Source organism: Sorangium sp. So ce375 (genome assembly GCF_051473855.1).
Lineage (GTDB): Bacteria > Myxococcota_A > Polyangia > Polyangiales > Polyangiaceae > Sorangium.
Genome location: NZ_CP150335.1, coordinates 1,079,440 through 1,103,262 on the forward strand (window position 1 = coordinate 1,079,440; position 23,823 = coordinate 1,103,262).

Annotated in this window: 19 protein-coding genes; 12 read left to right on the forward strand and 7 right to left on the reverse strand. The window is 70.3% G+C overall.

Going from position 1 to position 23,823, the window contains the following annotated elements; genetic code table 11:
• Positions 1 to 89 precede the first annotated feature (89 nt).
• Positions 90 to 1,019 carry a PAS domain S-box protein gene (locus WME90_RS04200; protein ID WP_437279766.1) on the reverse strand — a complete coding sequence of 310 codons (930 nt, stop codon included), beginning with the start codon at positions 1,017 to 1,019 and terminating at the stop codon, positions 90 to 92.
• 487 nt (positions 1,020 to 1,506) lie between these two features.
• Here WME90_RS04200 and WME90_RS04205 point away from each other — a divergent pair, with 487 nt between their 5' ends.
• From WME90_RS04205 to WME90_RS04215, 3 genes are all read left to right on the forward strand, one after another.
• Positions 1,507 to 2,013: a DUF1993 domain-containing protein gene (locus WME90_RS04205; protein ID WP_437279767.1), complete on the forward strand. Its 507-nt coding sequence runs from the start codon at positions 1,507 to 1,509 to the stop codon at positions 2,011 to 2,013.
• Between the two features lie 458 nt (positions 2,014 to 2,471).
• Positions 2,472 to 3,425 (forward strand): IS110 family transposase, encoded by a 954-nt coding sequence (locus tag WME90_RS04210; RefSeq protein ID WP_437277021.1) that lies wholly within the window; start codon positions 2,472 to 2,474, stop codon positions 3,423 to 3,425.
• A 143-nt stretch (positions 3,426 to 3,568) separates the two neighbouring features.
• Positions 3,569 to 4,405, forward strand: coding sequence for a hypothetical protein (locus WME90_RS04215; protein ID WP_437279768.1), 837 nt, complete (start codon positions 3,569 to 3,571; stop codon positions 4,403 to 4,405).
• 49 nt (positions 4,406 to 4,454) lie between these two features.
• On the opposite strand, the gene WME90_RS04220 is transcribed toward WME90_RS04215, so the two are convergent.
• The gene (locus WME90_RS04220; protein ID WP_437279769.1) at positions 4,455 to 5,306 is read right to left on the reverse strand and encodes an NAD(P)H-binding protein; all 852 of its coding nucleotides are present in this window, start codon (positions 5,304 to 5,306) and stop codon (positions 4,455 to 4,457) included.
• 225 nt (positions 5,307 to 5,531) lie between these two features.
• Between WME90_RS04220 and WME90_RS04225 the strand changes: the two genes are divergently transcribed.
• Positions 5,532 to 6,272 carry a helix-turn-helix domain-containing protein gene (locus WME90_RS04225; RefSeq protein ID WP_437279770.1) on the forward strand — a complete coding sequence of 247 codons (741 nt, stop codon included), beginning with the start codon at positions 5,532 to 5,534 and terminating at the stop codon, positions 6,270 to 6,272.
• Positions 6,273 to 6,342: 70 nt separating this feature from the next.
• On the opposite strand, the gene WME90_RS04230 is transcribed toward WME90_RS04225, so the two are convergent.
• Both WME90_RS04230 and WME90_RS04235 read right to left on the reverse strand, forming a co-directional pair.
• Positions 6,343 to 6,807, reverse strand: a complete 465-nt coding sequence (locus WME90_RS04230; RefSeq protein WP_437279771.1) for a hypothetical protein — start codon at positions 6,805 to 6,807, stop codon at positions 6,343 to 6,345.
• Positions 6,797 to 8,386 (reverse strand): B12-binding domain-containing radical SAM protein, encoded by a 1,590-nt coding sequence (locus WME90_RS04235; RefSeq protein ID WP_437279772.1) that lies wholly within the window; start codon positions 8,384 to 8,386, stop codon positions 6,797 to 6,799. Before WME90_RS04235 ends, WME90_RS04230 begins: the two co-directional genes overlap by 11 nt.
• 422 nt (positions 8,387 to 8,808) lie before the next feature.
• Here WME90_RS04235 and WME90_RS04240 point away from each other — a divergent pair, with 422 nt between their 5' ends.
• From WME90_RS04240 to WME90_RS04260, 5 genes are all read left to right on the forward strand, one after another.
• Complete coding sequence (locus WME90_RS04240) at positions 8,809 to 10,554, forward strand: DUF1592 domain-containing protein (RefSeq protein ID WP_437279773.1); 1,746 nt, start codon at positions 8,809 to 8,811, stop codon at positions 10,552 to 10,554.
• Positions 10,551 to 11,915 (forward strand): DUF1552 domain-containing protein, encoded by a 1,365-nt coding sequence (locus WME90_RS04245; RefSeq protein ID WP_437279774.1) that lies wholly within the window; start codon positions 10,551 to 10,553, stop codon positions 11,913 to 11,915. The genes WME90_RS04240 and WME90_RS04245 overlap by 4 nt, the downstream gene beginning before the upstream one ends.
• Positions 11,916 to 12,086: 171 nt before the next feature.
• Positions 12,087 to 12,581, forward strand: a complete 495-nt coding sequence (locus WME90_RS04250; protein WP_437279775.1) for a cupin domain-containing protein — start codon at positions 12,087 to 12,089, stop codon at positions 12,579 to 12,581.
• A gap of 533 nt (positions 12,582 to 13,114) precedes the next feature.
• On the forward strand, positions 13,115 to 14,047 hold the full coding sequence (locus tag WME90_RS04255) for a hypothetical protein (protein WP_437279776.1): 933 nt from the start codon (positions 13,115 to 13,117) through the stop codon (positions 14,045 to 14,047).
• A 69-nt stretch (positions 14,048 to 14,116) separates the two neighbouring features.
• Entirely contained in the window at positions 14,117 to 18,253 is a 4,137-nt protein-coding gene (locus WME90_RS04260) for a serine/threonine-protein kinase (RefSeq protein ID WP_437279777.1), read from the forward strand.
• A gap of 136 nt (positions 18,254 to 18,389) precedes the next feature.
• On the opposite strand, the gene WME90_RS04265 is transcribed toward WME90_RS04260, so the two are convergent.
• On the reverse strand, positions 18,390 to 19,085 hold the full coding sequence (locus WME90_RS04265; RefSeq protein WP_437283557.1) for a hypothetical protein: 696 nt from the start codon (positions 19,083 to 19,085) through the stop codon (positions 18,390 to 18,392).
• On the opposite strand from WME90_RS04265, the gene WME90_RS04270 reads away from it, so the two are divergent.
• Positions 19,084 to 19,437 carry a hypothetical protein gene (locus WME90_RS04270; RefSeq protein ID WP_437279778.1) on the forward strand — a complete coding sequence of 118 codons (354 nt, stop codon included), beginning with the start codon at positions 19,084 to 19,086 and terminating at the stop codon, positions 19,435 to 19,437. The two genes, WME90_RS04265 and WME90_RS04270, sit on opposite strands and share 2 nt — an antisense overlap.
• 673 nt (positions 19,438 to 20,110) lie before the next feature.
• Positions 20,111 to 21,427: a hypothetical protein gene (locus WME90_RS04275; RefSeq protein WP_437279779.1), complete on the forward strand. Its 1,317-nt coding sequence runs from the start codon at positions 20,111 to 20,113 to the stop codon at positions 21,425 to 21,427.
• A gap of 102 nt (positions 21,428 to 21,529) precedes the next feature.
• Here the strand turns inward: WME90_RS04275 and WME90_RS04280 are convergent, their stop codons facing one another.
• A complete protein-coding gene (locus WME90_RS04280) occupies positions 21,530 to 21,955 on the reverse strand; it encodes a hypothetical protein (protein WP_437279780.1) in 426 nt (141 codons plus the stop codon).
• On the opposite strand from WME90_RS04280, the gene WME90_RS04285 reads away from it, so the two are divergent.
• Complete coding sequence (locus WME90_RS04285; RefSeq protein ID WP_437279781.1) at positions 21,943 to 23,238, forward strand: hypothetical protein; 1,296 nt, start codon at positions 21,943 to 21,945, stop codon at positions 23,236 to 23,238. The genes WME90_RS04280 and WME90_RS04285 overlap by 13 nt on opposite strands.
• 45 nt (positions 23,239 to 23,283) lie before the next feature.
• Here the strand turns inward: WME90_RS04285 and WME90_RS04290 are convergent, their stop codons facing one another.
• Complete coding sequence (locus tag WME90_RS04290; RefSeq protein ID WP_437279782.1) at positions 23,284 to 23,448, reverse strand: hypothetical protein; 165 nt, start codon at positions 23,446 to 23,448, stop codon at positions 23,284 to 23,286.
• Between the last annotated feature and the right edge of the window lie 375 nt (positions 23,449 to 23,823).

The following is a 23,823-nucleotide window of genomic DNA, read 5'->3' on the forward strand; positions in this document are numbered from 1 at the left end:
CCTATAACGTGACGTCGACGCGGCCGTCGAGGGACATCCCGAGCGCGCTCCGCACAAGGCTCGACGAGCGCGCCCACATCGCCGTCGAGTTACCGACGGTTCGCGAGCGCGTGGGCGACGCCCTGCTCGAGCGTGCCGAGCGTGGCGATGCTGGCGAGATCGCCGCCGACGTCCACCATGGTGCGCGCGGTCGCGGGGCTTATCCCGGTCAGCAGCACGCGGGCGCCCAGCAGGCCGACCGCGCGCGCCGCGGTGAGCAGCGTATCGGCGATCTGCGCGTCGACCATCCGCATGCCGGTGATGTCGAGGATGGCGACCCGGGCGCCGTGCGCGGCGACGCCCTTGGTGAGCGTCTCGATCACGTCCCGTGCTCGCTCGGCGTTCACCTGGCCGATGAGCGGCATGACCAGCACGCCCGGCGCAATGGGCAGGAGCGGGGTCGATATCTCGGCGAGGAGCTCCGCCTGCGCCTTGATGACCTGCTCGCGCGCGAAGCTCTCGCGCAGGGCGCTCTCGGCCCGCTTCTGCCCGGTGATGTCGACCGCCGAGGTCACCCGCACCATGCGGCCGTCCTCCTCGACCATCCTCCCGCGCATCAGGGCGACGAACGTCGTCCCGTCCAGCCGGAGGAGGATGGCCTCGTACGGCTCGGCGTGTCCGGAGCGCAGGTGACCGAGGATGAGGTCGCGCGACTCGGGCGCCGCGAAATCAAGGGCGCTGCGGCCCACGGCCTCTTCGCGGCGGCAGCGGAACATGCGCTCGAACTCGCTGTTCACGTCGATGAATCGCCCGTTTTCGAGGACGGCGAGCGCCTCGTTCGGGATCTCGAGCAGGCGGCTCAGCCGCCACTGGCTGCGCTGCAGCCGGTCCATCGCCTGGCGGGCTCCCTCCAGATCTCGCTCGAGGTTCGCGGCGTGCGCCTCGAGCTCTGCGATCCGGTCGCGGAGACGCAGGAGCTCCGCCGCTTCTTGTCCTACCTGCTCCACGTGTCTCCCGTCGAAGGCCGTGTCCAGGCGCACCCCTGCTCACCTGACGATGCGCGCCCTCCCGACCGTAGGACAACGAATCACGCCTCGCTTGTCAAGCAACCTCGATGGGCCGCCCCGCCGCGCCGGGGTGGCCATCGTTCCGCCGCGCCGCGCGGCGCGCGACCTCGACGCGCTCCCGTCGTTCTCCCTCCCCGGTAGGGAGCCTCTCGCGGCGCCTCGTCATCGAGTGTCGTTCGTCAACCCTGTTTACATTACTTCACGAACGCATCATGACGCGGGACGCGGAGCGCCCGGAGGGCGTGTCCTTCGCGCCCAGACCGTAAATTCCGGCGAACGAGCGCGGCGATCGGGCGCTCGGGAGGTCGCGGGCGGGCCCTGCGCGCGAGCGCGCTTGCCAGCGGAGCAGGATGCCCTATGTTCGCGCCTGCTCGCGTCCCCGCGGGGGTACGTCGGCGCCGCGTCGCGTGCGCCGTGCGGGAACGCGCTGCCCGAACCGTGCGGTAGCAAGGAGATGAAGATGACGATCTCGATGTATCAGGCCTCGGTCCCTGTCCTCGTCAGAATGCTCGGCAACCTCTCGGCGATCCTCAAAAAGGCCGTCGCGTATGCAGAGGCGAAGAAGATCGAGCCTCGCGTCCTGCTCGACGGGCGCCTCGCCCCGGACATGCTCTCGTTCACGCGTCAGATCCAGATCGCCACCGACTCGGCCAAGGGCTGTGGAGCGCGGCTGGCGGCCGTCGACGTGCCGAAGTTCGAGGACAACGAGGCCAGCTTCGAGGAGCTACAGGCCCGCGTCGCCAAGACGATCGCGTTCCTGAACAGCCTCCGGCCGGAGCAGATTGACGGCTCCGAGGACCGCGAGGTCACGATCCCGACCCGCGATCAGCCGATGCAGTTCAAGGGTCTGCCTTACCTGCTGAACTTCGCCCTCCCCAACTTCTATTTCCACGTGACGACCGCCTACGCGATCTTGCGCCACAACGGGCTCGACATCGGCAAGATGGACTACCTGGGCGCTCGCTGATCCGAGCGGAGGGCGCTCGCTGAGCTGGTTGCCGAGCTGTCCGACCCCCGTGGACCACAGCCGCCACGCATCGATGCCGCCCGAAGCAGTCGGCGCCGAGCTGACGGTTCGAACAACAAATCCCCATCTCTCGCCTCCTCGCCTCCCCGCCTTGTATGACCCTCGGGAGCGCCTGGTCTACGTCGTCGTCGTCGCTGATGAGGGGGGCCCGGGGGGAGACCGGCAACTTGGGGAGCTTGGGGGGAAAGCTCGTCGGGGGCGCGCCGAAGCGTTAACAAAGCTGCCCCGCGGCAGATCGACCCCGCCCTGGTCTGGAAGACCGTCAGGGAGCTGAGGTCGCCGCGGTGTAGGTCTCCTCGCAGAGCCCGAACGGCTGCCTGAGCCAGAGCTCGCATTGTTGCAAGGGTGGGCGCGCCGGGGAGATCGTTTCGTCATCGTCCGGAAGAAAGTCCCAGAGTATGGCAGAGTACGTAGGCATCGATGTTTCGAAGGAGCACCTCGACATCGCGCTGCACGAGGCCAAGCGCGAGTGGCGGTGCGCTCACGACGACGACGGTCTGCTGGCGCTGGCGAAGGAACTGGCGTCGATCGGACCGGCGCTCATCGTCCTCGAGGCCACCGGCGGCTTCGAAATGACCGTGCTCGCCGCGCTCAGCGTCGCGCGGCTGCCCGTGGCCGTGGTCAATCCGCGCAACGTGCGCGACTTCGCCAAGGCGAGCGGGAGGCTGGCCAAGACCGACAAGCTCGACGCCAGGTGCATCGCCCACTTTGCGGCGGCCATGCAGCCATCGCGAACCGAGATGCCCGACGAGACGACGCTCGCCCTGGAGCAGCTCTTGGCGCGCCGCCGGCAGCTCATGCAAGAGCTCGTCGCCGAGAAAAATCGACGCTCCACGCTGCTCGGACCACGACGCACTCAGCGCGTGCTCGCTAGCCTCGACCGCCATATCGACTGGCTGACCAAGGAGATCGCGGACATCGACGAGGACCTGCGGGGCCACATCGAGCGCAGCGACATCTGGCGCGCGAAGGACCAGTTGCTCCGCACCGTCCCCGGCGTCGGCCCGGGCACGGCGCGGACGCTGCTGGTCGAGCTGCCCGAGCTCGGCACGCTCGACCGCAAGACCATCGCCTCGCTCGCCGGTCTTGCGCCGTTCAACGACGAAAGCGGCGGCAAGGAGCGCCGCCGTTGCATCCGCGGTGGGCGCACCCCCGTGCGCTCGATGCTCTACATGGCGTGCGTCTCGGGCCTGCGCTGCAACCCGGTCCTCCAGTCGCTCTACGAGCGATTGGTCGCCGCTGGCAAGCCCGCCAAGCTCGCCTTGACCGCTTGCATGCGCAAGCTCCTGACCATCCTCAACGCGATGGTGAAGGCGCGCCGACCCTGGTCTTTCACCGCAGCCACCTCTTGACGGGAAACACGGCTGCTCCCTGTGAATCTTCCCTTCTTCTTCTCGACCCAACGAGCAGTCGACAGCTTGATCGCCTGACGCCGCGCCGTGGGCGGTCCCGCGCGGCGGTGGACCGCGCCTGCGCGGCGGTGGTAGGAGAAGTTATGGCGAAGAGGCGTGCTGCATGGATGTGCGCGGCGTGGACGCTCACAGCCGGCGGGTGCACCGCGCTCGCGGGGCTGGACGACAGCTACCACCTGGCGGACGGCGCGGGCGGCGCGGCCGGTGCGACGGGCGGTCCGTCCTCGGCTTCGGCTGCGGGCGGCGAGGCCGGCGCAGGGGCGGGCGGGGGCGAGGTGGTCGTCCCCACGGACATCGAGCTGATCGACGACATGGAAGACGGCGACAGCGCCATCGACGAGGCGGGGGGCAGGGTCGGCTACTGGTACAGCTTCAATGATGGGACGGGCACGCAGACTCCCCCGGTCTACACGGAAGATAATCCCGTCGGGTTCATCCCGGAGGCGCTCACCGAGCCGCGCGGCGAGAGCACGATGGCGATGCACACGTTCGGGTCCGGCTTCACTGCGTGGGGCGCCGGGGTCGGCTTCGCGCTGAACGGCGCCGACGGGGGTCTGTCCGCCTACGACGCGTCGGCGTACAGCGGTATCGTGTTCTGGGCCAAGCTCGGCGACCCGGGCGCGGCGGCGACCATGAAGATCGCTATCCCGGACAAGTTTTCCGATCCCGCGGGCGGGATATGCGATGAGTCGGGCGAGGACACGGCCAATCCGTGCTTTGACGACTGGTTATCCACGACGCGCCTCGGCACGGAGTGGGCCCCGGTCGTGATCCCCTTCGAGGCGCTGTCGCGCGGCGGCGAGGGCGCCGAGCCCACAGCCGAGACCATCGACCTCACAGGGCTCTTCGCGGTCGAGTTCGGGTTCGCCGAGGGCGAGGGCTTCGACGTCTACATCGACGACATCGGCTTCTACAAATGATCACCTGATGTAGGGCCTCTCGGCGACCTTCCTCTCGAATCGCGGGTGCTCAGCGAAACGCGTCGAGGTGATCCCGGAGCCACGCAGCGAAGGGGCGCGGCGGGCGGCCGAGGACCGCGGCCACGTCGTCCGTCGGCGTCGCCGCGCACCCGTCGCGCAGGAACGTGAGGCCCTCGACGACCGCTGCGACGAACGCTTCCGGGGCGCCGGCCGCCCGCATCTTCGCTGCTGCGTGCTCGACGGGGACGTCCTCGGCGGCGATCGGGCGCCCGAGCGCCTCGGCGAGGATCGCGACCTGCTCGTGCGCGTCGAGCCCGACGGGCCCGGTGAGCGTATACGCCCGCCCGTCGTGATGGTTCGACGTGAGCGCCTGAGCGGCCACGGCCGCGACGTCGCGCGGATCGACGACCGCGTGCTTCCCTGTGCCGGTCGAGATCTCGATCGGGGCGCCGGCGCGCACGCTCGCGGCCCACGCGAGCACGTTGGAGTGGAATCCCGCCGGCCGGAGCAGCGTAAAGCGGCGCCCCGTCGCGATCACCGCTTCTTCCCCGGCCCGATGCCAGCCGGACGCGATGAGCTCCTTTTGCTCGGCGCCGTACGCCGAGAGCTTGACGATCTGCTCGACCCGCGAGCTCATCACCGCCGCGGCCATCGCGCGATCGTGCTCCGCCACCGTCGGCCCCGGCGCCGTGAGCAAGAAGACGCGGTCGACGCCTTCGAGCGCGCGCCCGAGCGACGGCGCATCCGTGAGGTCTCCGCAGGCCACCTCGACGTCGCTCCCCCAGAGCGCACGCGTGCGGGCGGGATCGCGGGTGAACACCCGCACATCGGCCCGGACGGCGAGCAGCTGTGGGACAAGCGCGCGACCGATGGTGCCTGTCGCACCAGCAACAAGGATCATAAAACACCTCCGTTTCGAGAGCGAACCCTGCTGTCTCCTCGAAGCCGTCTCTTGGAGATTCCGGCACGAAGTACGAGCCCGCCGGCGCGCGACGGCCCATGCGGCGGAGGCCGCGCGCGCTACACTGCCAGTGTGCTCGCGCCCTTGATCGCTCCCGCCCGTCCGGAGAACCGCGACCTTCCGCCACGTGCGCCGCTCCGCTCCTGGGTCTCCGACGTCCACGTGATGAGCGCCGTCCCCTCGCCGCCCGCGGGGTGGACGCGGCTGCCGAGCGGGACCACGTCGCTCGTCGCGTGCTGGACCGGCGGAGAGCCGGTCGTCGCCGCCGTGGGGCCGCTCCAGCGCGCCACGTTCAAGCCCTCGGGCTCGGTGCCTCTCTACGCTCGCCTCTCGTTCCACCCCGGGGCCGCGCGGCCCGCCCTCGGCGTCGCCGCGCACGAGCTCGTCGATCGCGTCGTCCCGCTCGACGACCTCTGGGGCGCCCGCGCGCGCGAGCTGCGCCATGCGCTCGCGCGCGTCGGCGGGGACGCGGCCGCCGCGGTGCGCCTGCTCGAAGACGCCCTGTGCAGCGCGCTCGGCGCGAGGGCCGATGCCCCGGCGCGCCGGGCGCTCCTGCGCCGCGCCGTCGACGCCCTCGACGCCTCCGCGTCGGCACCCGGCTCGGACACCTCCATCCCCGCGCTCGCGCGGCGCCTTCGCGTCGCCGAGCGGACGCTTCGCGCGCTGTTCCACGAGGAGATCGGCCTATCGCCGAAGCGTTATGCGCGCATCGTGCGCATCCGTCGTGCGGCCGAGCGCCTCGCCACGACGAGCCTTGCGCGGCTCGCCCTCGAGACCGGCTTCTACGACCAAGCCCACCTCACGGCCGAGTTCCGGTCGCTGCTCGGGGTGACGCCGCGGGCCTACCTCGCGGGCGCGCGCCCGTCCGCGCGGCCCGAGTGCGGCGGTGCGATAGCGCGCGGGTGACCTCAGCGCCGGCAGGCGCGCTTCTCTTCGCTTCGAGCGCGCCGCCCCCCGGGCTGCCCGCCCCCCGGGATTATTCGAGGAGATTGTCGCGTACCGGCATCCCCTTGCGGTGCTCTTCTTTGTCCACGTGCGGTGTGCGAGGCTTCACGCCGGTGGACGGCTTGGCGCTCGGGACCACCATCGCTCCGCTGGCGCCGGCGTCCGCGGAGGCGTCTGCGTCGCGGACCAGGATGGCCTGACCCGCGTCTGCGTCCGCGGGAGCCGTGGCATCCAGGTCATCGCCGGCGTCGGAGGCGCCGTCACTCACGGCGCCGCTGGTCGGGGCGGGCGCGCCCTGGCCGCTGCTCCCGCCGGCCGCGCCCTTCCGCTCAGGGCCGGTCCGCGCGTCGGGGCCGCTCGGCGACGCACCCGGGTCGCTCGCCCCGCCCTTGCAGGCAAGGAACACCCCGGCAGCCATGGCGATCGCGATCGACGCGCCCGCCTTGAGCCGCCTCTTCAGCCGTCGCAGCCCGACCTTCTTCGGATCAGCGAACATCCGGCACCTCCGCGCTCTCCGCCGCGATCCGCGGGCGGCGCCTCAGCTGGACGGTCCTCGTGTCCCCGCAGGCAGCCTGCGCCGGCGGCGCCGCGATGGGCAACGCCTCGGGGGCCGGCGCGGGATACCGGTTCTCGTCGGTGCCCCGGTACACGCCGAAGATCGAGAGCGCGCTGTTGAAGAGCTCGGCGAGCTCGAGCCGGCGCGGCATCACGTCCGTCATGTGGCAGACGAGGTACCAGGCGCGGAACATCGCGTAGAAGAAATCGTTGGGCGGGAGCCTGATGAGCCGCCTCACGAGCGGCAGCAGCGCGGGGATGGCGGCCGTGACAGCGAACATCTTGTGCAGGTTCTCGATCTGCCGCTTCTCCTCGTCAGACGAGAAGCGCAACACCGACTCCGTGTAATAGCTGTCGTCGATGAGGTCGAAATCCCCGCTGAAATAGCCGTGCTCGACCGCGTACGCGGCGATCCCCGTCCCGGGATAGGGGGTGCACAAGGTGGCGGCGGCGTAGTCCACGTCGAGCTCGATGTTGAGCTCCAGCGTCGCCAGGTCGTCCTCGAGCGTCCCGCCCGGGATGCCGAGGATGTTGTCGGCGAAGACCACGATCCCCGCGCGCTTGAGGAGGCGGATCCCGTGGTCAAGCCGGTCCATCCGGATCTGGCGCCGCAACACGCCGTTCGCGAGCTCGGGGTTCGCGGTCTCGATGCCGACGTTGACGGTGTAGCAGCCAGACCAGGCGAGGAGATCGACCATCTCCTCGGTCATCATGTCGGCGCGCAGGTGGCAGTAATAAGGCAGCTTCACCTCACGGCGGTAGAGCTCTCCGAACTGCCTCAACCACTCGGCGTCGTACACGAAGATGCTCTCGCGGAAGCCGACGAACTGGAGCGGCCCCTGCTTCTTCACGTCGACGAGCTCGGCCACGACGTTCTCGGGGCTCCGGACGCGCACCTTCTTCCAGCTCGATCCGTAGTGCTCGACCAGCGACGGATTGAAGCAATAGCTGCACGGGAAGGGGCAACCCCGGTTCGTGGTGAACGATTTGAGGGGGCGCCGGCGCAGGCTGTCGTCGTATTCGTAGAGCAGCCGCCGCGGAGGGAAGGGGATCGCGTCCAGGTCGCGGCGCAGCCCGCGCGCCGGATTCCTGTAGATTTTTCCCTCCGACTTCACCCAGAGGTCCCGGATGCCGCGGTGATCGTCGCCTCGCGCGAGCGCGTCGCACAGCTCGACCGCCGCGTCCTCGCCCTCGCCCTGGCACACCACGTCGAGCCCCGGCGTCTGGAGGACCTCCGGGTAATACGTCGCGTGCGGCCCGCCCATCAGCGACACCGCCTTCGGATAATGCTGCTTGATGTGGTGATTGAGCCCGAGATAATAGCGATGCAGCCCGGTCGTCGCCCCGAAGGCGATGACGTCCGGCTCGTACCGCCGCACCTCGGCGAGCACGTCGCGGCCGCGCGTCCCGGTGAACTTGCACTCGTGGCCCGCGTGCTCCAGGCAACCCGCCACGTAGAGCGCGCCGAGCGGCTCGGCCCCCTCTATCTCCTTGACGATGAAGAGAACCTTGACCCCCATCGCTCGCACCTCCGCCAGCGTCGGATAACCCGCACCGCGCCCGTCGCGACGATGATGTCACGACCCCGGGGCGGACGGAAGACGCCTGCTCCTCCAGCGCGATCCCGTCGTCCACGCGTCAAAATCATTGATAGTTGAAGGTTCTGCTCTCGACAGCGATGTCCGGCAGTGCGCCGCGCCCCGCTACCGTCGGGATTCAAAAACGCGACGACAGTACATAAAATGGGTGGGTTGGTGGGTCGTTGGGGCACAAAAATGTTCGCGATCGACCTCTGCCGTGAGCCGGACAGGACAGGTTCTGGTACATAATGTCAAATCGGCGCTGTTGAGTCGCAGCGTCGGGAACCCGTGCAGGCGCCGATCCATGTGGTCGGCGCTCGCACCAACTCGTGCCTTTCGTCGGGCGCGGCGTGGAGAACACGGTGAACCCCGAGCAATACACGCATCGCTGGCCTCTCGAGCTCTCCGGCTCAAAACTCATGTACGCTGCGCCGCTCCTGCTCGCGTTCGTCGCGGCTTGCAACGGCCAGATCGGCGGGTCCGGCCAGTCCACGGGGTCTGGCACGGGCCCCGGCGGGGACGATCCTGGGAGCAACGTGCCCCCGGAGGACGTGCTGGATTCGGCGTTCTGTCAGACGCCGCAGCCCGGCACGGCGCCGCTCCGCCGCCTCAGCAATTACGAGTATGCCAACACGCTGAAGGATCTCTTCTCCAGCGTCCCGGGCGTGGCCTCCACCGTCGACAATGCGGTCGCCACGTTTCCGAACGAGTCCGAGTCGCTCGGCTTCCGCAATAACGCGAGCTTCTTGACCGTCGGCTCGCTCGTCGCGCAGAAGTTCCAGGACGCCGCGGAGCAGATCGCCGCTGTCGCGGCCCACGCTTCGGGCCTGGTCTCCTGCGATCCGGAGGAGCTCGGTGAGCTCGAGTGCGCGCGCGATTTCATCCGCACCTTCGGCGCCAAAGCGTACCGGCGCCCGCTCACCGAAGCCGAGGTCCAGAGCTACGAGGAGCGCTTCACCGCAGGCTCGGACGGGTACACCTTCGAAGACGGCATCGAGTGGGTCGTCTTCAGCATGCTGCAGTCGCCGAACGTGCTCTATCGCGTCGAGCTCGGCCAGGAGAGCACGGGTGACGTCACCGAGCCCACGCCGTACGAGATGGCCTCGCGGCTCTCGTACCTGGTCTGGCAGTCGCAGCCGGACGAGGAGCTCACGCGCGCGGCGGAGGCGGACGAGCTCGGCACGAAAGAGCAGCTCGAAGCCCAGGTGCGGCGCATGCTGGCCGATCCCAAGGCCGACCGCTTGCTCGAGTATTTCGAGCAGTGGCTCGACACCGACATCCTGAGCAACATGACCCGCGATCCGGCGGTGTATCCGGACCTGGCGCCCGGCCTGCCCGCCTTGCTGCGACAGGAGACGCGCACGTTCGTGAAGGACCTGTTCGCGAGCCCGACAGGCTCGCTCGACGACCTCTTCGCCGCCGACTACAGCTTCGTGAACGGCGCGCTCGCGCAGCACTACGGCGTGAGCGGCGTGAGCGGCGACGACTTCATCAAGGTCGACATGCCCGGCCGCTCGGGCGTCCTGACCCAGGGCATGATGCTCACGCGCGACAAGGCGACGCGCACATCGATCGTCCGGCGCGGCCTCAAGGTGCGCACCGATCTCCTGTGCAAGCTCGTGCCGGCTCCGCCCAACAACGTCAAGCTCGATCTCGAGGGCCTGGGAGAAGGGCTCTCGCAGCGCGAGCGCCTCGAGCTCCACCGCACCGAGCCGAGCTGCGCGGGGTGCCACTCGCTGATGGATCCCATCGGCGTGGTGTTCGAGTCGTTTGACGCCGTGGGCCGCCCGCGCACCGAGGACGAGGCGGGGAGGCCGGTCGTCACCTCCAGCACCATCTCGAGCACGGGCGACGTCAATGGCCCCGTGGCGGACGCCGCCGAGCTGGGCCAGCGCCTCGCGCAGAGCCAGGAGGCGCGCGCCTGCTACGTGCTGCAAAACTTCCGTTTCTTCTACGGTCGCGACAAGACCGACGCCGATCGCTGCTCGATGGCTTCGCTCTCGCTCGCGTTCAAGGACAGCGGATACAGCCTGTCCGAGCTCGTGGTCGCGCTCACGCAGACCGACGCCTTCCGCTACCGCCCCGTCATCGTCCCGGAGAAACAATGAAACCTCTGAGCCGCCGTACATTCCTGCGTGGCGCAGCCGGAGTTGCGCTCGCGCTCCCGTTCCTCGATGCCATGCGCCCGAGCCGCGCGCGAGCCCAGACGCCGCCTTCCCCGCGCCGCATCATGTTCGTGTTCCAGGCGAACGGCGACGAGACGGCGAGGCGCTTCGACGCCCGCGGTGAGACGAGCTTTCAGCTCGGCGAGTTCCTCGCCCCGCTCGAGCCTTACCGGGAAGATCTGATCTTCCTCAACAACCTGCACAAGCACTTCTACGATCTGCCGGAGTCCGAGCGGGCCGACAACCACCAGCAGGGCGGCAGCTCGCTCGCTCCGTGGAAGTCCGGCACCGGGTCGTTCCCGATCGGCGGCACCGAGAGCACCATCGGTTACGTGGAAGGGCCGAGCGCCGACTACGCGATCGGCGGTCGCGTGCTGGAGACCGACGAGCGCGTCGCGCACCGGCACCTCGTGTACCGCGTCGGGGACAAGTGGAACGACATCTGGAACACGCACTCCCACGCGGGGCCCGCGGGCGAGCAGAACCCGATCCCGCCGGAGACCGACCCGTACGAGGCCTACGCCCGGATCTTCGGCGCTGCCTCCGACGACGGGGGCGCGCAGCAAGAGGTGCTGAGGCGCCTGGCGAAGAAGCAGTCGGCCATCGATCTGGTGCGCGAAGAGGGCAACTCCCTCCTCGGCAGGCTCGGCGCCGAGGACCGCGCCAAGATCCAGCAGCACCTCGACGCGATGCGCGACGTCGAGCGCGCGCTCCAGGCCGGCAACGGCGCGGCCGCGTGCGTGAAGACGTCGCTCGGCGAGCGGATGAACCCCTACGCCGACGAGAACCACGCAATCGTTGGCGAGCTGTTCTTCAGGATCAGCGCCCTGGCGTTCGCCTGCGATCTGACGCGCGTGGTGCACTTCAACTGGAGCGGCAACACCAGCAACCGCGTCTACTCGAACCTGGGCCTCAGCGAGGGGCACCACGACATCTCGCACAACAGCGACGAAGCCGCGTTCGCCGACGTGCGCAAGATCCACAAGCACCTCTGGGAGCAGAACACAAAGCTCTACGAGATCTTGAAGAACACGAGCGACGGCGACGGCACGCTCTGGGATAACACGCTCGTCGTGCACTGGAACGAGCTCGGGCAGGGCGACAGCCACAGCATCGAGGACAGCCTGGTCGTCTTCGCGGGCAAGGCCCACGACTACTTCCGGCGCGGAAGGCTGGTCGACTTCCGTGGCGATCGCTCCTTCGCCGACATGCTCGTGAGCTGCTTCCACTACATGGGCTTCGAAGACGTCAAGAGCTTCGGCGAGGGCGTCTTGAACACCGGGGGCGCCCTGCCGCTCACCTGAGCGGGCGCCGCCTCCTCGACGCGCGCTGTCCACCTCCTGGAAAAACGACGTCACCTCCACCTGCTCCATCCAGCGTCCGCCCTCGAAGCGGCCACCTCCACCCACAGCCAGCGGGGGAGCTCCGCACGTTTTTCCAGGTGCGCTCCTTCCCCGGGTGCTTCACTGGGCGGCATGTCGATCATCCAGCCATGCTTCGATCGGTCGGTCGTCGTCCGTGGCGCCGACGCTGAGATCGTCGGCTCACCGACGGCGCGGATCCAGCTCCTCGCGGACAGCAGCGCGACGGGCGGGGCGCTCTCCACCGTCCGTGTGACGCTCGCGAAGGACGCGGACGGCGCGCGGCCCCATCGTCACGACGCCTCGGCCGAGATGTTCTATGTGCTCGACGGCGCCGTGCAGGTCCTCTCGGGGAGCGACATCGTGACGGCCGAGAGGGGCGATCTCCTCGTGGTCCCTCCCCGGGTCGCCCACGCGTTCGCCGCCGCGCGCGGCAAGGGCGCAGAGCTCCTGGTCGTCATCACCCCAGGGGTCGAGCGCTTCGACTACTTTCGCAAGCTGACGCGCATCGCGTACGGCGAGGAGCCGCCCGAGACCTTGCGCGACGTGCAGGAGCTCTACGATACGTACTTCCTGAGCAGCCCCGAATGGGAGGCGGCGCGCGGGTGAACGGGGTTCCGCTCGAGTCGACGGGTCCCTGAGGTACGCGGCCCCGGTCGCCGGCGACGGCTCCGCCTACCGCTGCAGGCTCGAATCGCTCGGCCTCGCGGGACCACCTCCAAAAACTTGAGCCGGTCTCTCCACGTGCTCAGAGATCGCACGATGCGGTCCTCTCGATGGAGATACCCCACGTCGAATCGCTTCTCCTCGCGCGCCTCGCCCCCGGGGCGCGCCGCGAATCTCTTTCTCCTCACTTCGCTTGCGGCGACTTTGCCGCGGGCTGAGCTGCGTCCATAACGCCACCGAGCATCGACCTGCTCCGCGAGCTGCCTCCCGCGCGCTCGGCGCCGGATCCCGGAATCACGTCGTTCGCCTTAACACGACTTAACGGTGGGCGGCCAGGGCCTGCGCTATTCACCGCTGCGGAGGGGGAAAACCTAGCTCCCTGGAGAATACTTATGATCGAGAAGAGCACGCTTTCCATGCAACCCCATCCTCGTCGTCCGTCTCGCGCTGCCCTGCCGCGAATCGGCGCAGCGCTGTTGCTCGTCGGAGCCGTCGGCGGCGCCGCCTGCACCTCCGGCGCCGGCGTGGAGGAGGACGAGATCCTCGGGGTGGCGAGCCAGCGCGGGACTTACGATCTGACGAGCAGCTACACGGGCACCGTCGGGGACACCCGCGGCTGGCTCGTTGAATGGCAGGTCCCCGAGCTGCTGAACGAGTCGACGGCCTGGACCGCGGTGGGCCAGTGGTACTATAACCTCGAGTCCGGCATTTACCACAGCCCGGACGGGTGGTTCGTCTACTACTTCGGAGATGACAACGGGGTTACGGGGAATCATCCGAGCTGCAACACCCAGTGGGGCTCGGGGGGCACCTGTGGCGGCTCGCTCGGCGACCTGCAGCCTGGGCAGCAGGTCGTCTTCAAGTACGAGTGGTGCACGCCCGAGCGCGCCGCGAGCGTGACCGGATCCGAGCTGTGCCTTTATGTCGACATGAAGGACGGCGCTGGCTGGCAGTTCCTCGCCCAGGACGCGCGCACCACCGTCGAGATGTACGCGCACGACGTCGAGCATTTCGCCGACGTCGGTCCGGCGTACCCCGAGCCGCAGATCTCCTGCGAGGCGCCCATCAAGATGCTCCGCCAGCAGCTGAAGACGACCGCGGGCGTCTGGCAGAACATGTCGGGCGCGAGCACCTGGTCGTTCCACGACGCCGCTCCGTACATCTACCAGAACAAGAACCTCAGCGCGTCGCCGTCGACCTGGGAGGCCTGCACGTCGCCCGCAAACGAGTGCAGCGGCGTGCCCGCATGGTTGTCGGGGCAGGTGTACACGCCCTCCACGCTGGTCACCGACGGCGGCCACCTCTGGGCGGCGACCCAGCAGATCTGGTGGTCGCACCCGAGCTGCCCGCCGAGCAACCCCACCTTCTGGTGCCCGGCCGAGTGGGCCGACCTCGGGCCCTGTGACTGATCGCGGAGCCCACTCCCCACGACGCGCGCTGGAGGCAACCCTGCTTTCGGCGTAGGGCGCGCAGGGCGCATGCGCATCCTCCTCGTGGGGCGCATGCGCATCCTCCTCGTGGGGCTCCTGCTCCGCGTGCCGGCGACGCGCGACCTCGGCAAAGGCGATGGCTGGCTCCGCACCGAGGACGGGAGGCAGCCCGCCGCATCCGGCCGCTCGCCATCGGCGCGGCACGCGCCCTGGCGCGCGGCGGACGTGCTGTTACGATGGCGCGTCGCGGAGGCAGGGATGGGCCAGGTGGACAGCGTCGCTGACAGTCCTGCTCCCGAGGGGTTCGGCGGCACGGACCGCTTCGAGATCCTCGCTCGCCTCGGGGCGGGCGGCATGGGGGTCGTCTATCACGCCCACGATCGTCTTCGCCGCGCGGATGTGGCGCTCAAGACGCTGCTCCGGATGGAGGCCGCCGACATCCTTCGCCTCAAGAACGAGTTCCGCGCCATCGCGGACATCGCCCACCCGAACCTGGTGACGCTTTACGAGCTCATCTCGGCGCAGGGGCGCTGGTTCTTCACGATGGAGCTCGTCTCCGGCGTGAGCTTCACCCGGTACGTCCGCGGGGCGGAGCGGGCCGCCCCGGGCCCGCCGGCGCATGTCCCGGAGCGGTCTTTCGACTCGGCGGCGACCACGATCTGCGAGGCGGACCTCGACGGTCGCGCGCTCTCGTCCCACGCCGGCGAGGTGGCAAGGGCCGCCTCTGGCGGCGCGCCCGCGCCGCGGCCCGAGGTCGACGTGGCGCGCCTTTGTCACGCGCTCGAGCAGCTTGTGAGCGGAGTCGCGGCGCTGCACGGCGCGGGCAAGCTGCACCTGGATCTCAAGCCCTCGAACGTGCTCGTGGATCAGGGCGGACGTGTCGTGGTGCTGGATTTCGGCATCGCCCGTGACACCAACGCTCGCCGGGCGGCGTTCGCGACCCTCGAGACGGACGCCCCGGTCGCCGGGACGCCGATTTACATGGCGCCGGAGCACATGCGCGGAGAGCTGTCCGCCGCCGCGGACTGGTATGCGCTCGGCGCCATTCTTTACGAGTCGCTCACGGGCCGCCCTCCTTTCAGCGGCAGTCTCTACGACATCGTCGAGAGCAAGGCGTTCGGCGATCCGCCGCCGCCTCACCTCATCGCGCCGGACGCGCCTCGGGCGCTGTGCGATCTGTGCCTGCAGCTCCTCCACCGCGACCCGCGCGCGCGGGCCACGGGCGCGGACGTGCTGCGCGTCCTCCGCGAGGTGGCGGTCGCCCCCGCGCCAGCGCCGGGCGCCGCTCCCTGGCCCGGCGCCCCGCCGACAGGGAGCGACGCGCCGGCGCCGCTCCCTCACGCGCTGTTCATGGGACGCGGCGAGGAGCTGCGGGCCTTCGAGGAAGCGTTTGACGAGGCGCGAGGTGGCCGCTCGGTGGCGGTTTACGTGCATGGCCGCTCCGGCATGGGCAAGTCGGCGCTGGTCCAGCACTTCCTCGACGGCCTGCGCAGCCGCCGCGCCGCGGTGGTCCTGGCGGGCCGGTGTTATGAGCGCGAGTCCGTCCCCTTCAAGGCCTTTGACAGCGTGCTCGACGCCCTCAGCCGCCATCTCAGGCGCCTGCCGCGGCCTGCGGCCGCGGGCCTCCTGCCGCGCGGAATCCATGAGCTCGTGCGCGTGTTCCCCGCGCTGCGCGTCGTCGCGGCCATCGAGGACGTCCCGCGGCGCCCCTTCGAGATCCACGACGCCCAGGAGCTCCGGTTCCGCGCGTTTCGAGCGCTCAAGGAGCTCCTGTCGGCGCTCGCCGACAAGGGGCCGCTCGTCGTGGCCATCGACGATCTTCAGTGGGGCGACCGCGACAGCGCGTTGCTCCTCGCCGACCTCCTCGGCCCTCCCGATCCGCCCGCGATGCTCATGCTCGGCGTGTATCGGTCCGAGGACGAGGCCTCGAGTCCATTCCTGCGGGAGCTCTTCGGCGCTCCGGCGCCGAGGTGGACCGGGGCCACCGAGCACCGGAAGCTCTGCCTCGGCCCGCTCGTTCGTGAAGAAGCGGAAGCGCTGGCGCGCTTGCTCCTCGGCGGCCAAGGCCCCTCGCGAAAGGCCTCCGACATCGCCCGCGAGTCCGAGGGCAGCCCCTTCTTCCTGGCGGAGCTCGCGCTCCACCTTGGCCGCGCGGCGCCGGCTCACCCGGGCCACGAGGATGCCTGTTCCCCGGCACCGCCGGTGTCGCTGGAGGCGCTGCTGCTGGCGAGGTTCGCCGATCTGCCGGCGGACGCTCGGCGGCTCCTCGAGGTGATCGCCGTCGCCGGCCTCCCCATCGAGCAGCGCATCGCGTTCAGGGCGGCCGGGCTGCAGGGGGACGCAGCGTCGGCGCTGCATTCCTTGCGTACATGGCACCTCGTCCGCACCGGCGGCCTCGAGGAGGCCAATCCTGTCGAAGCGTACCACGACCGGGTGCGCGAGGCGGTGTCCGGTCAGATCGAGCCGTCGCGCCTCAAGGTCCATCACCGCCGCCTCGGCGAGGAGCTCGCGGCCCTGGGGGGCGCTGATCCCGAGCAGATCGCGCGTCATTTCCATGGCGCGGGCGACGTCGACAGGGCGGGCGTGTACGCGGCGGAGGCGGCGGACAGGGCCGCCGCTGCGCTTGCGTTCGAGAACGCGGCGCGGCTCTACCAGCTGGCGCTCGACTGCGTGCCGGCCGGCAGCGAGCGCCGGCACGGGCTCCTCTTGCAGCTCGGCCATGCGCTCGCGAACGCGGGCCGCGGCGCCGACGCCGCGCGGGCCTACCTCGGCGCGGCGGAGACCGCGCGAGACGCCGCGGCGTCCTCTGTCGTCCTCGACTGCAAGCGCCTCGCGGCCGAGCAGCTTTTGACGAGCGGTCACACCGAAGAGGGCGTCGCGGTGCTCCGCGAGGTGCTCTCCGAGACGGGCCTGCGGTACCCCGAGACGACGCGTCGCGCCCTCGCCGCGGCGCTCGTTCACAGGACGCGGCTCGCGCTCCGCGGCCTCGGCTTCAAGGAGCGCGATGAGAGCCAGATCGATCCCGGCGAGCTCCGCCGCGTCGACGCCTGCTTCTCTGCGTTTCTCGGGCTCTGCGCGGTCGATCCGGTGCGCGCGGTGGGCTTTCACGTGCAGCACATCCTCCTCGCGCTGGCCGCGAGGGAGCCGAGGCGCGTCGCGCTCGGGCTCGCGTTCATGGCGCTGTTCGCGTCGATCATCGGCGAGTCGGCGGGCGGCTCCGTGGAACGCGCGATCGCCGCGGCGACGCCGCTCCTCCAGCGCTCCGGTGACGCGCGCGCCGAGGGCGTTCTCCGGATCCAGCGGGCGATCGCCGCTCACGGGACGTCGTTTCGAGAGATGGTGGTGCACGCAGAAGAGGCAGAGCGCATCTTCCGCGAGCGGTGCACCGGGGTGGCCTGGGAGATCGGCACGGCGCAGACCGTCTGCATGATCGGGCTCAGCAAGCTCGGCGATCTGAGGCGGCTCGCCCAGCGCCTCTCCACATGGATCAAGGAAGCGGAGGCGCGCGGCGACAGGTATGCCGCCACGTCGCTGCGCGTGGTCGCGGGGGGCCACAGCCTTGTCGCGCTCGCCGCGGACGATCCGGCGCGGGCGCGCGCGGATCTCGCGGAGACCCTCGCCGCGTGGCGGCAGCAAGGGTTCCAGCTGCAGCACTTCTTCGGGCTCTTTGCGGACGTGCTCATCGATCTGTACTGCGAGGACCCGGGCGCCGCATGGCGTCGGCTGACGGCAGCGTGGCCGACGGTCGAGGCCTCCACGTACCTGCGCATGAGCCCGATGGGGATCGGCGCGATCGAGCTGCGCGGGCGGGCGGCGCTCGACGCGGCGGCGAGCGCGGCGGAGCCGGCCCCGCTGCTGCGCATCGCGGAGCGTGTGGCCGGCGCGCTCGTGCGAGAGCGGGTGGGCTGGGCGAGCGCCCAGGCGCGGCTCACGCTGGCCGCCGTCGCCTGGACGCGCGGCGACGCGGCGCTCGCGCGCACCCACCTGGAGGCGGCGGTCGCCGGGTTCGAGGCGAGCGAGGTCGCGCTGAGCGCCGCGGCAGCGCGCAGGCGGCTAGGGGAGGTGCTTGGCGGCGAGGAGGGCCGCGCGCTCGTCCGGGCGGCCGACGACGCGATGTTCCAACTCGGCGCCAGCCGTCCTGATCGGATGGCGGCCCTGTTCGCGCCCGGCTTCGGCGGCCGCTGACGCTGGGGGGAGTGGAGCCAGAGTTTCGGAGGCGTCGAGCCCCAACCGCGCGACCTGCCCCGGGTGGGCAACACCTTGCTTCAATGCGATCTGACAGCCCCCCTGCGAAAGCGACGCTGTCGGGGGGGCGCCCATGTCAGGGCGTCAGGGCGAAGCAGTAGATCCCGCCGTAGCCGCCGCCGGCGCCGACGGAGTTCGAGCCCGGCTGGGGGCCTCCCGCGTCGACGATATTGACCCCCGGCGCGCACCCCGGTGCATTGTGGGACGTTATCCAGTGGGACCCGCTCCCGCCCCCGCCCGGGCCGCCGCCGCCGCCCCTTGGCCACGAGTGTCCAAGCTGCGGGCCCCCCTCGGCCCTGTCTCCCGTCTTGGCCGTCCAGTCCTTGCACGTCGCCGCGGCGCCCTGGAGCTGCCCCTGGGCGTTGGAGCCCGTCAGGGTGTCGTGGTTGTCGACCGCGGGTTGGCCCGGGTCGGGCTGGTGGTTGGGGACGCCGTCCTCGTTCGGCAGATCGTTCATGATCGCCGCGTCGGCCCCGCTGGGACGCGTGTTGAGCAACTCCTCCTTCTCGTTCGCGACCAGCCGGCCGAGCCGGTCGTACCAGGGCCCCTCGCCGATCCGGTCGATCGCGTTGACCCGCCTCCCGTCCTCGCCTGCCGTGGCGCTCAGGAACGCGCGCCACGTCTTGCTTCCAGCGCCCGGGAGGCTCTTCTCGGCGATCGTCGCGCAGATCTTGTCCGCGCCGCGGAGACCGGCGCCCGGCCCCGTCTCCCCGAAGCGGAGGTCGCCTCCGAAGCCGTCCTGAGAGCCCGACAGCTCCCGCATGGCGGCCATGCTGGTCACGAAGAAGCTGAATTTCTCGGTCGTTCCGCCTCCTGAGGTGGACGAGGTGGTGTCGCCGCTCGAGGTGGACGAGGTGGTGTCGCCGCTCGAGGTGGATGAGGTGGTGTCGCCGCCCGAGGTGGACGAGGTGGTGTCGCCGCCGGAGGTGGACGAGGTGGCGTCACCGCCGGAGGTGGACGAGGAGGTGCCGCCGCCGGAAGTGGATGAGGAGGTGCCGCCGCCTGAGGTGGACGAGGCGCTTGTCGCTCCGCTGCTCGAGGTGTCCGCATCCGAGTCCGAACCGGAGCAGCCGACAGTGTGCGAGAACAGCGCGAGGGTCAGGGGCAGCAGCAAGTGGCGATAAGTGCGTGTCATGGTCTCTGTTTCCTTTCTCTTGTTAAGCAGAAGGGGAAGCCGCGCCGCAGCGCGGCGAGGTCGATCGGCATGGGAGAGCGCTCCGGCAGGTCTTGCCTTTGGGGTGCCGCGAGCTGTCGTTGCAGGACGTGAGCCGCGCGATCACCGCCGGCTGCTCGATCCGGGGCGAGGTGATCAAGGCGACCCGGCCGGGCGCGATCGCCGTGGATCCCGCCGACTTGCGCCCCCCGAGCCCGACGTATCGTTGCTACCAGCCGCACCCCCGTGGTCGAGCAGGCGAGAGACAGGGGGTCACGACCCAGCCAAGGGCGCCGGTGCCCCATCCGCCTGGCGAGGGGAATTTCTCAATTCGGCAAACTTTTTGCAACACCAAGATGGCTATGTGGCGACGCCGCGGGATCGGGGATCAAACTTTTTTCGGGCTCTCGGGTGTGATGTTTCGCCCAGACTGACGCGCTCTGGTGCGTGTGACGCCTTCTCCACCACGAGCTCGCTCGCCGCCGGTCGCACGGCGACGTGGATCTCCGAACGGGCCGCGCGCGACGCGTGCTCCCGCCCTCCAGAGCCGTTTTCCGTCATCCTCCGCGGTCGTTCCGGTTCGCGCCCTCTGGTAAATTTGGAGCCGAGATCGATCCTTGGCCCCTTTGGCCTTTGGAGGTTCCATGTCTTTGGGTTCCCGCGCGTTCCCGCCTGCGCTCGCCGCCCTCGGTGTCGCCGCCCTCGTCTCGCTGCCCGGACTGGCGCACGCCGACGATCCTTATGGCATGTCGATCGGGGTCTCCCTGTCGGTCTCCTTCGGCCAGAAGCTCGCCTTCGGCCTTGGCGGCGACCTCCGCGCGACGTTCCCCATGGGGGGCACCTTGCCCGGAGTGTTCGACCCGGGGCACATGGGATTCGGTCCGTTCGTGCAGGCGACATGGCTCAATTTCTCTGCCGGCCGCTTCGCGGCAGGCGCCCACGGCGGCGGCGATGTCTCGGGCAGCTCCACCGAGATCTCCAGCAGCATCGACGGGGAGATCGGCTGGACGTACCGCACCCGCATCAGCGACGAGTTTCCGGCGCAGCACGGCCTCCACGTCGGCGCGATGACCAGCCTGTTCGACGCGGTGGTCCTCGATTTTTCGGCGCGCGCGGCGTTTCCGGTGTCGGGCGAGATGTTCGTCCCCGAGGGGACGTTGGGCATCGGCATCCGCCCCAATCGGCCCTTCGGAGAGCGATCCCATGCCATCGACGGCCGGCCGCTGCGCACGGCCGATGGGGTCGTGCTCCCCCCGGCGCTCGGGCTGGGCCCTGCGGCGTCGCGCCCGGCGCGGCTCGATCGCGCGACCCGGGCGGCGCTCGCGGGGGCGTGGCTGGACAGCGCGCGGGCCGAGTGCGGCTCGATCCCGGCGTTCCTCGCCCTCGCGCGGGACCTCGCGACGGTGGGCGCTCCCGCGCCGCTCGTGGCGCGGGCGCTCGTCGCGCTCGGCGATGAGGTGCGCCACACCGCGCGGTGCAGCGAGATCGCGAGCGCGCTCGCGGGCTGGCGCCTCAGGCCGGCGCTGCTCCCGCCGCCGGCGGCGCGCGACGCGGGCCGGCAGGCGGCGCTCGTGCGGATGGCGCTCGAGGCGTGGCACGACGGCTGTCTCGGCGAGGGCGCGGCGGCGGCCCGGGCCCGCCGGTCGCTCGCGGGCGCGACGGACGCGGGCGTGTGTGCGGCGCTCGACGAGGTCGCGCGCGACGAGGCGCTGCACGCCGAGCTCGGCTGGCGTGTGCTCGCCTACTGCCTGGCCGAGGGCGGGCGCGAGGTGCGGGAGGCCGTCGGCGACGCGATGACGGGGCCGGCGCCGGCGCCGCCGGGGGATGGTGCCGAGGTCGAGGGCGAGCGGAAGGAGGTGCGGGCCTTCGGCCAGCTCCCGCGCGCGGAGGCCGACGCCGCCTGGGACGAGACGTGGGCGGCGGCGCGGCGCGACGGGGAACGGATGCTCGTCGTCGCGTGAGCGGCCACCGCGAGCGCAGCCGAGGACGAGTGTTTCGGGTGGAATTTTCCGCTTGCGCTGATTCCGTCCGCTTTCGTCTACTGGGACGATGCGTAGGCGGGCTCATCTCTCTTCCGTGCTGGTGACAACCATCCTCGCGGCCGTGCCGGGATGTGGAAACGACGAAGCGCCGTTCGAGGGCGTGGTTCTCAGTCTCACCGATCGGTACGTCACCGAGCGCGGTGAGATCGCCGTGAGCCGGGACATGTCGGAGTTCGAGTCCGTGGAGGCCCAGGTGGTTGCCGCGGGCGGCGCGGTGCAGTCCTTCTCGGGCGCGCTGTCGGCGGACGGCTCGCGCTGGGAGATCCCGGCGGTGCCCGAGGGCGGGTACTGGCTGGTGACGACCACCGCGCCGGACGAGCGCGCAGCGAACGCGCCGAAGAGCCGCGCGATGATGCAGGCGACGGCGCGCGCCCTCGATTTCGGTCGTGCGTTCGCGGGGCGGCCCGACGGCGGCAACGCGACGCAGGAGCTCGATGTCGCGTTCACGGCGGACGGGCTCAAGCCGTGGCACCAGGTCACCCGCGACGAGGAAGGCGCGGTGGTCCAGCCGCTCCAGGACGGGAATCGAGCTCTACAGCTTCAATGTCGACGCGCTCGCCGCGCTGGTCCCAGAGGAGGGGACGAAAGGCGCGCCCGCCGACGGGGACACCGCCTGCTCGGGCTGGGCGTTCAACTGGCGGGACAACGTCTTCCCGGCCTCGCACGACGGCCAGCGGCCGCTGATCGATGGCTCCCAGGGCGACGTGCTGCACGTCACCCAGCTCGTGGAGCACCAGGCGGGCTCGCCCCGGGATCAGGCGGACCCGCACGATCCCTGGTCCTCGTTCACCTACCAGGCGGCCGAAGCGTCGTTCTCGACTTCGGACGTGGTGATGCAAGACGGCGCGGCGGCCACCCTCGGCGGCTCGCTCGCGCCGCTCGCGCTGTCGAGCTTCGCGGCCGACCTCAGGATATCGCGGTTCATCGCGCAGGTGACGGCGCACGCGCCGGCCGTCCTCTCGAGCACGGTCACCTCGATGGTGATGTACCAGGAGCCCGGCGACGGCGTGCCCCTCTACAGCAGCACGCCGACGTTGCTCCTGGCGCAGGTCTCGAGCGGCCGGGAGCCGGCCGACCCGACCTGCTTCGCAACCACGGACGACACGTGCGACATCGAGCTCTGCCCGGACGGGTGCAACGACGCCATGACGATGTTCCACCCCGGCGACCACGCGGCGACGTATCAATACGGCAACCCGTACGCGGGGAGGGGCATGGAGCTGCTCGACGTGAGGGTGTCGTTCGCCACGCGGGTGATGCACCCTGTCGACGAGATCCAGGACGTCCTGCGCGGCTATGTTTCGGTCATCGTGAGGGCCGAGGACGGGAACGGCGCGGCGGTGGAGCCGCTGCTCGGCTTGCCGCGAAACCTGCGGATCGACGGCGAGAGCCTGCCAGCGGACGCGGTGACCGAGGGCGCTGGCGCGACGCCGACCATCACCTTCGAGCCGCCGGATCTGGGCACGCCAGACGGGTATCGCGTCGCCATCCTCCTCCAGGACGACGTCAAGGACACGGACGGTGTGGTGCTGAGCCAGCGCACCGGCGTGCTCAGCGTCGACACCACGGAGACCACGGTGAAGGTGCCGGAGGGCGTGCTCGAGAGCGGGCGGTACTACAGCGTGCAGGTCACAGCGTACGTGGGAACGCACACCCCGGAGGCGCCTTTCAAGTATCAAGGCGCGACCCTGGCCCAGGCGCAGACGTACACGGGCATGTTCACGCCCTGAGGGCGGGAGCTCGCTGACGCGCACCACGCCGGGGCTCAGCGCAGCTCATCGCTTGCCCTTGGCGCCGCCTGCCTTTGCCGCGCCGCCGCTGCTTCCATGCGCGTTCGCCTTGCCGCCGTTGCGATCCAAGGCCCTTGACGACCGGCCCGATTCGATGCAGCCTTCCGCCGCCGCTATGGTCGTCGTTGCCGCCTCCCCTACCTCGCTCATGGCCCATCCCACGAGCGAGCCCCCGCTGATGGGCGACTGAGAAGCGCGCGACGCGTTCAAGAGGCCGCCCCGGGGATCCGGAGGCGGCCTCTCTCATTCTGGCGTCGTCAATCCTCGACCTGCGGCTCGACTGGAGGAGCTCGATGAAGAACACCCTCGTCCTCTGCGCGTGACGTTGTCACGCGGAGGCATCGTCACGCGCTAGCCCGGTACCCGTGTCCGGGCGTGCTCGGGGACGCTGCGCCCAGTCGAGATGAGCCGCGGGCGCCGTCCCCGGCCGCCTACTCCGCGAGATCCCTGAAGCGGTGTTGGGTGGTCCCATGAGTAAAAAGAAGAAGTCCGAGGCCAAGTGGCGTCGGAGGGCGGCGAAGCGCG

What these genes read in the sequence shown, in the direction of transcription:
- WME90_RS04285 (WP_437279781.1), top strand. Translation starts at nt 21,943, where the DNA reads ATGTCGCGTTCACGGCGGACGGGCTCAAGCCGTGGCACCAGGTCACCC.
- WME90_RS04230 (WP_437279771.1), bottom strand. Translation starts at nt 6,807, where the DNA reads ATGTTCGCTGATCCGAAGAAGGTCGGGCTGCGACGGCTGAAGAGGCGG.
- WME90_RS04210 (WP_437277021.1), top strand. Translation starts at nt 2,472, where the DNA reads ATGGCAGAGTACGTAGGCATCGATGTTTCGAAGGAGCACCTCGACATC.
- WME90_RS04215 (WP_437279768.1), top strand. Translation starts at nt 3,569, where the DNA reads ATGGCGAAGAGGCGTGCTGCATGGATGTGCGCGGCGTGGACGCTCACA.
- WME90_RS04220 (WP_437279769.1), bottom strand. Translation starts at nt 5,306, where the DNA reads ATGATCCTTGTTGCTGGTGCGACAGGCACCATCGGTCGCGCGCTTGTC.
- WME90_RS04260 (WP_437279777.1), top strand. Translation starts at nt 14,117, where the DNA reads ATGCGCATCCTCCTCGTGGGGCGCATGCGCATCCTCCTCGTGGGGCTC.
- WME90_RS04250 (WP_437279775.1), top strand. Translation starts at nt 12,087, where the DNA reads ATGTCGATCATCCAGCCATGCTTCGATCGGTCGGTCGTCGTCCGTGGC.
- WME90_RS04270 (WP_437279778.1), top strand. Translation starts at nt 19,084, where the DNA reads ATGCTGGTCACGAAGAAGCTGAATTTCTCGGTCGTTCCGCCTCCTGAG.
- WME90_RS04205 (WP_437279767.1), top strand. Translation starts at nt 1,507, where the DNA reads ATGACGATCTCGATGTATCAGGCCTCGGTCCCTGTCCTCGTCAGAATG.
- WME90_RS04245 (WP_437279774.1), top strand. Translation starts at nt 10,551, where the DNA reads ATGAAACCTCTGAGCCGCCGTACATTCCTGCGTGGCGCAGCCGGAGTT.
- WME90_RS04225 (WP_437279770.1), top strand. Translation starts at nt 5,532, where the DNA reads ATGAGCGCCGTCCCCTCGCCGCCCGCGGGGTGGACGCGGCTGCCGAGC.
- WME90_RS04235 (WP_437279772.1), bottom strand. Translation starts at nt 8,386, where the DNA reads ATGGGGGTCAAGGTTCTCTTCATCGTCAAGGAGATAGAGGGGGCCGAG.
- WME90_RS04275 (WP_437279779.1), top strand. Translation starts at nt 20,111, where the DNA reads ATGTCTTTGGGTTCCCGCGCGTTCCCGCCTGCGCTCGCCGCCCTCGGT.
- WME90_RS04290 (WP_437279782.1), bottom strand. Translation starts at nt 23,448, where the DNA reads ATGAGCGAGGTAGGGGAGGCGGCAACGACGACCATAGCGGCGGCGGAA.
- WME90_RS04265 (WP_437283557.1), bottom strand. Translation starts at nt 19,085, where the DNA reads ATGGCCGCCATGCGGGAGCTGTCGGGCTCTCAGGACGGCTTCGGAGGC.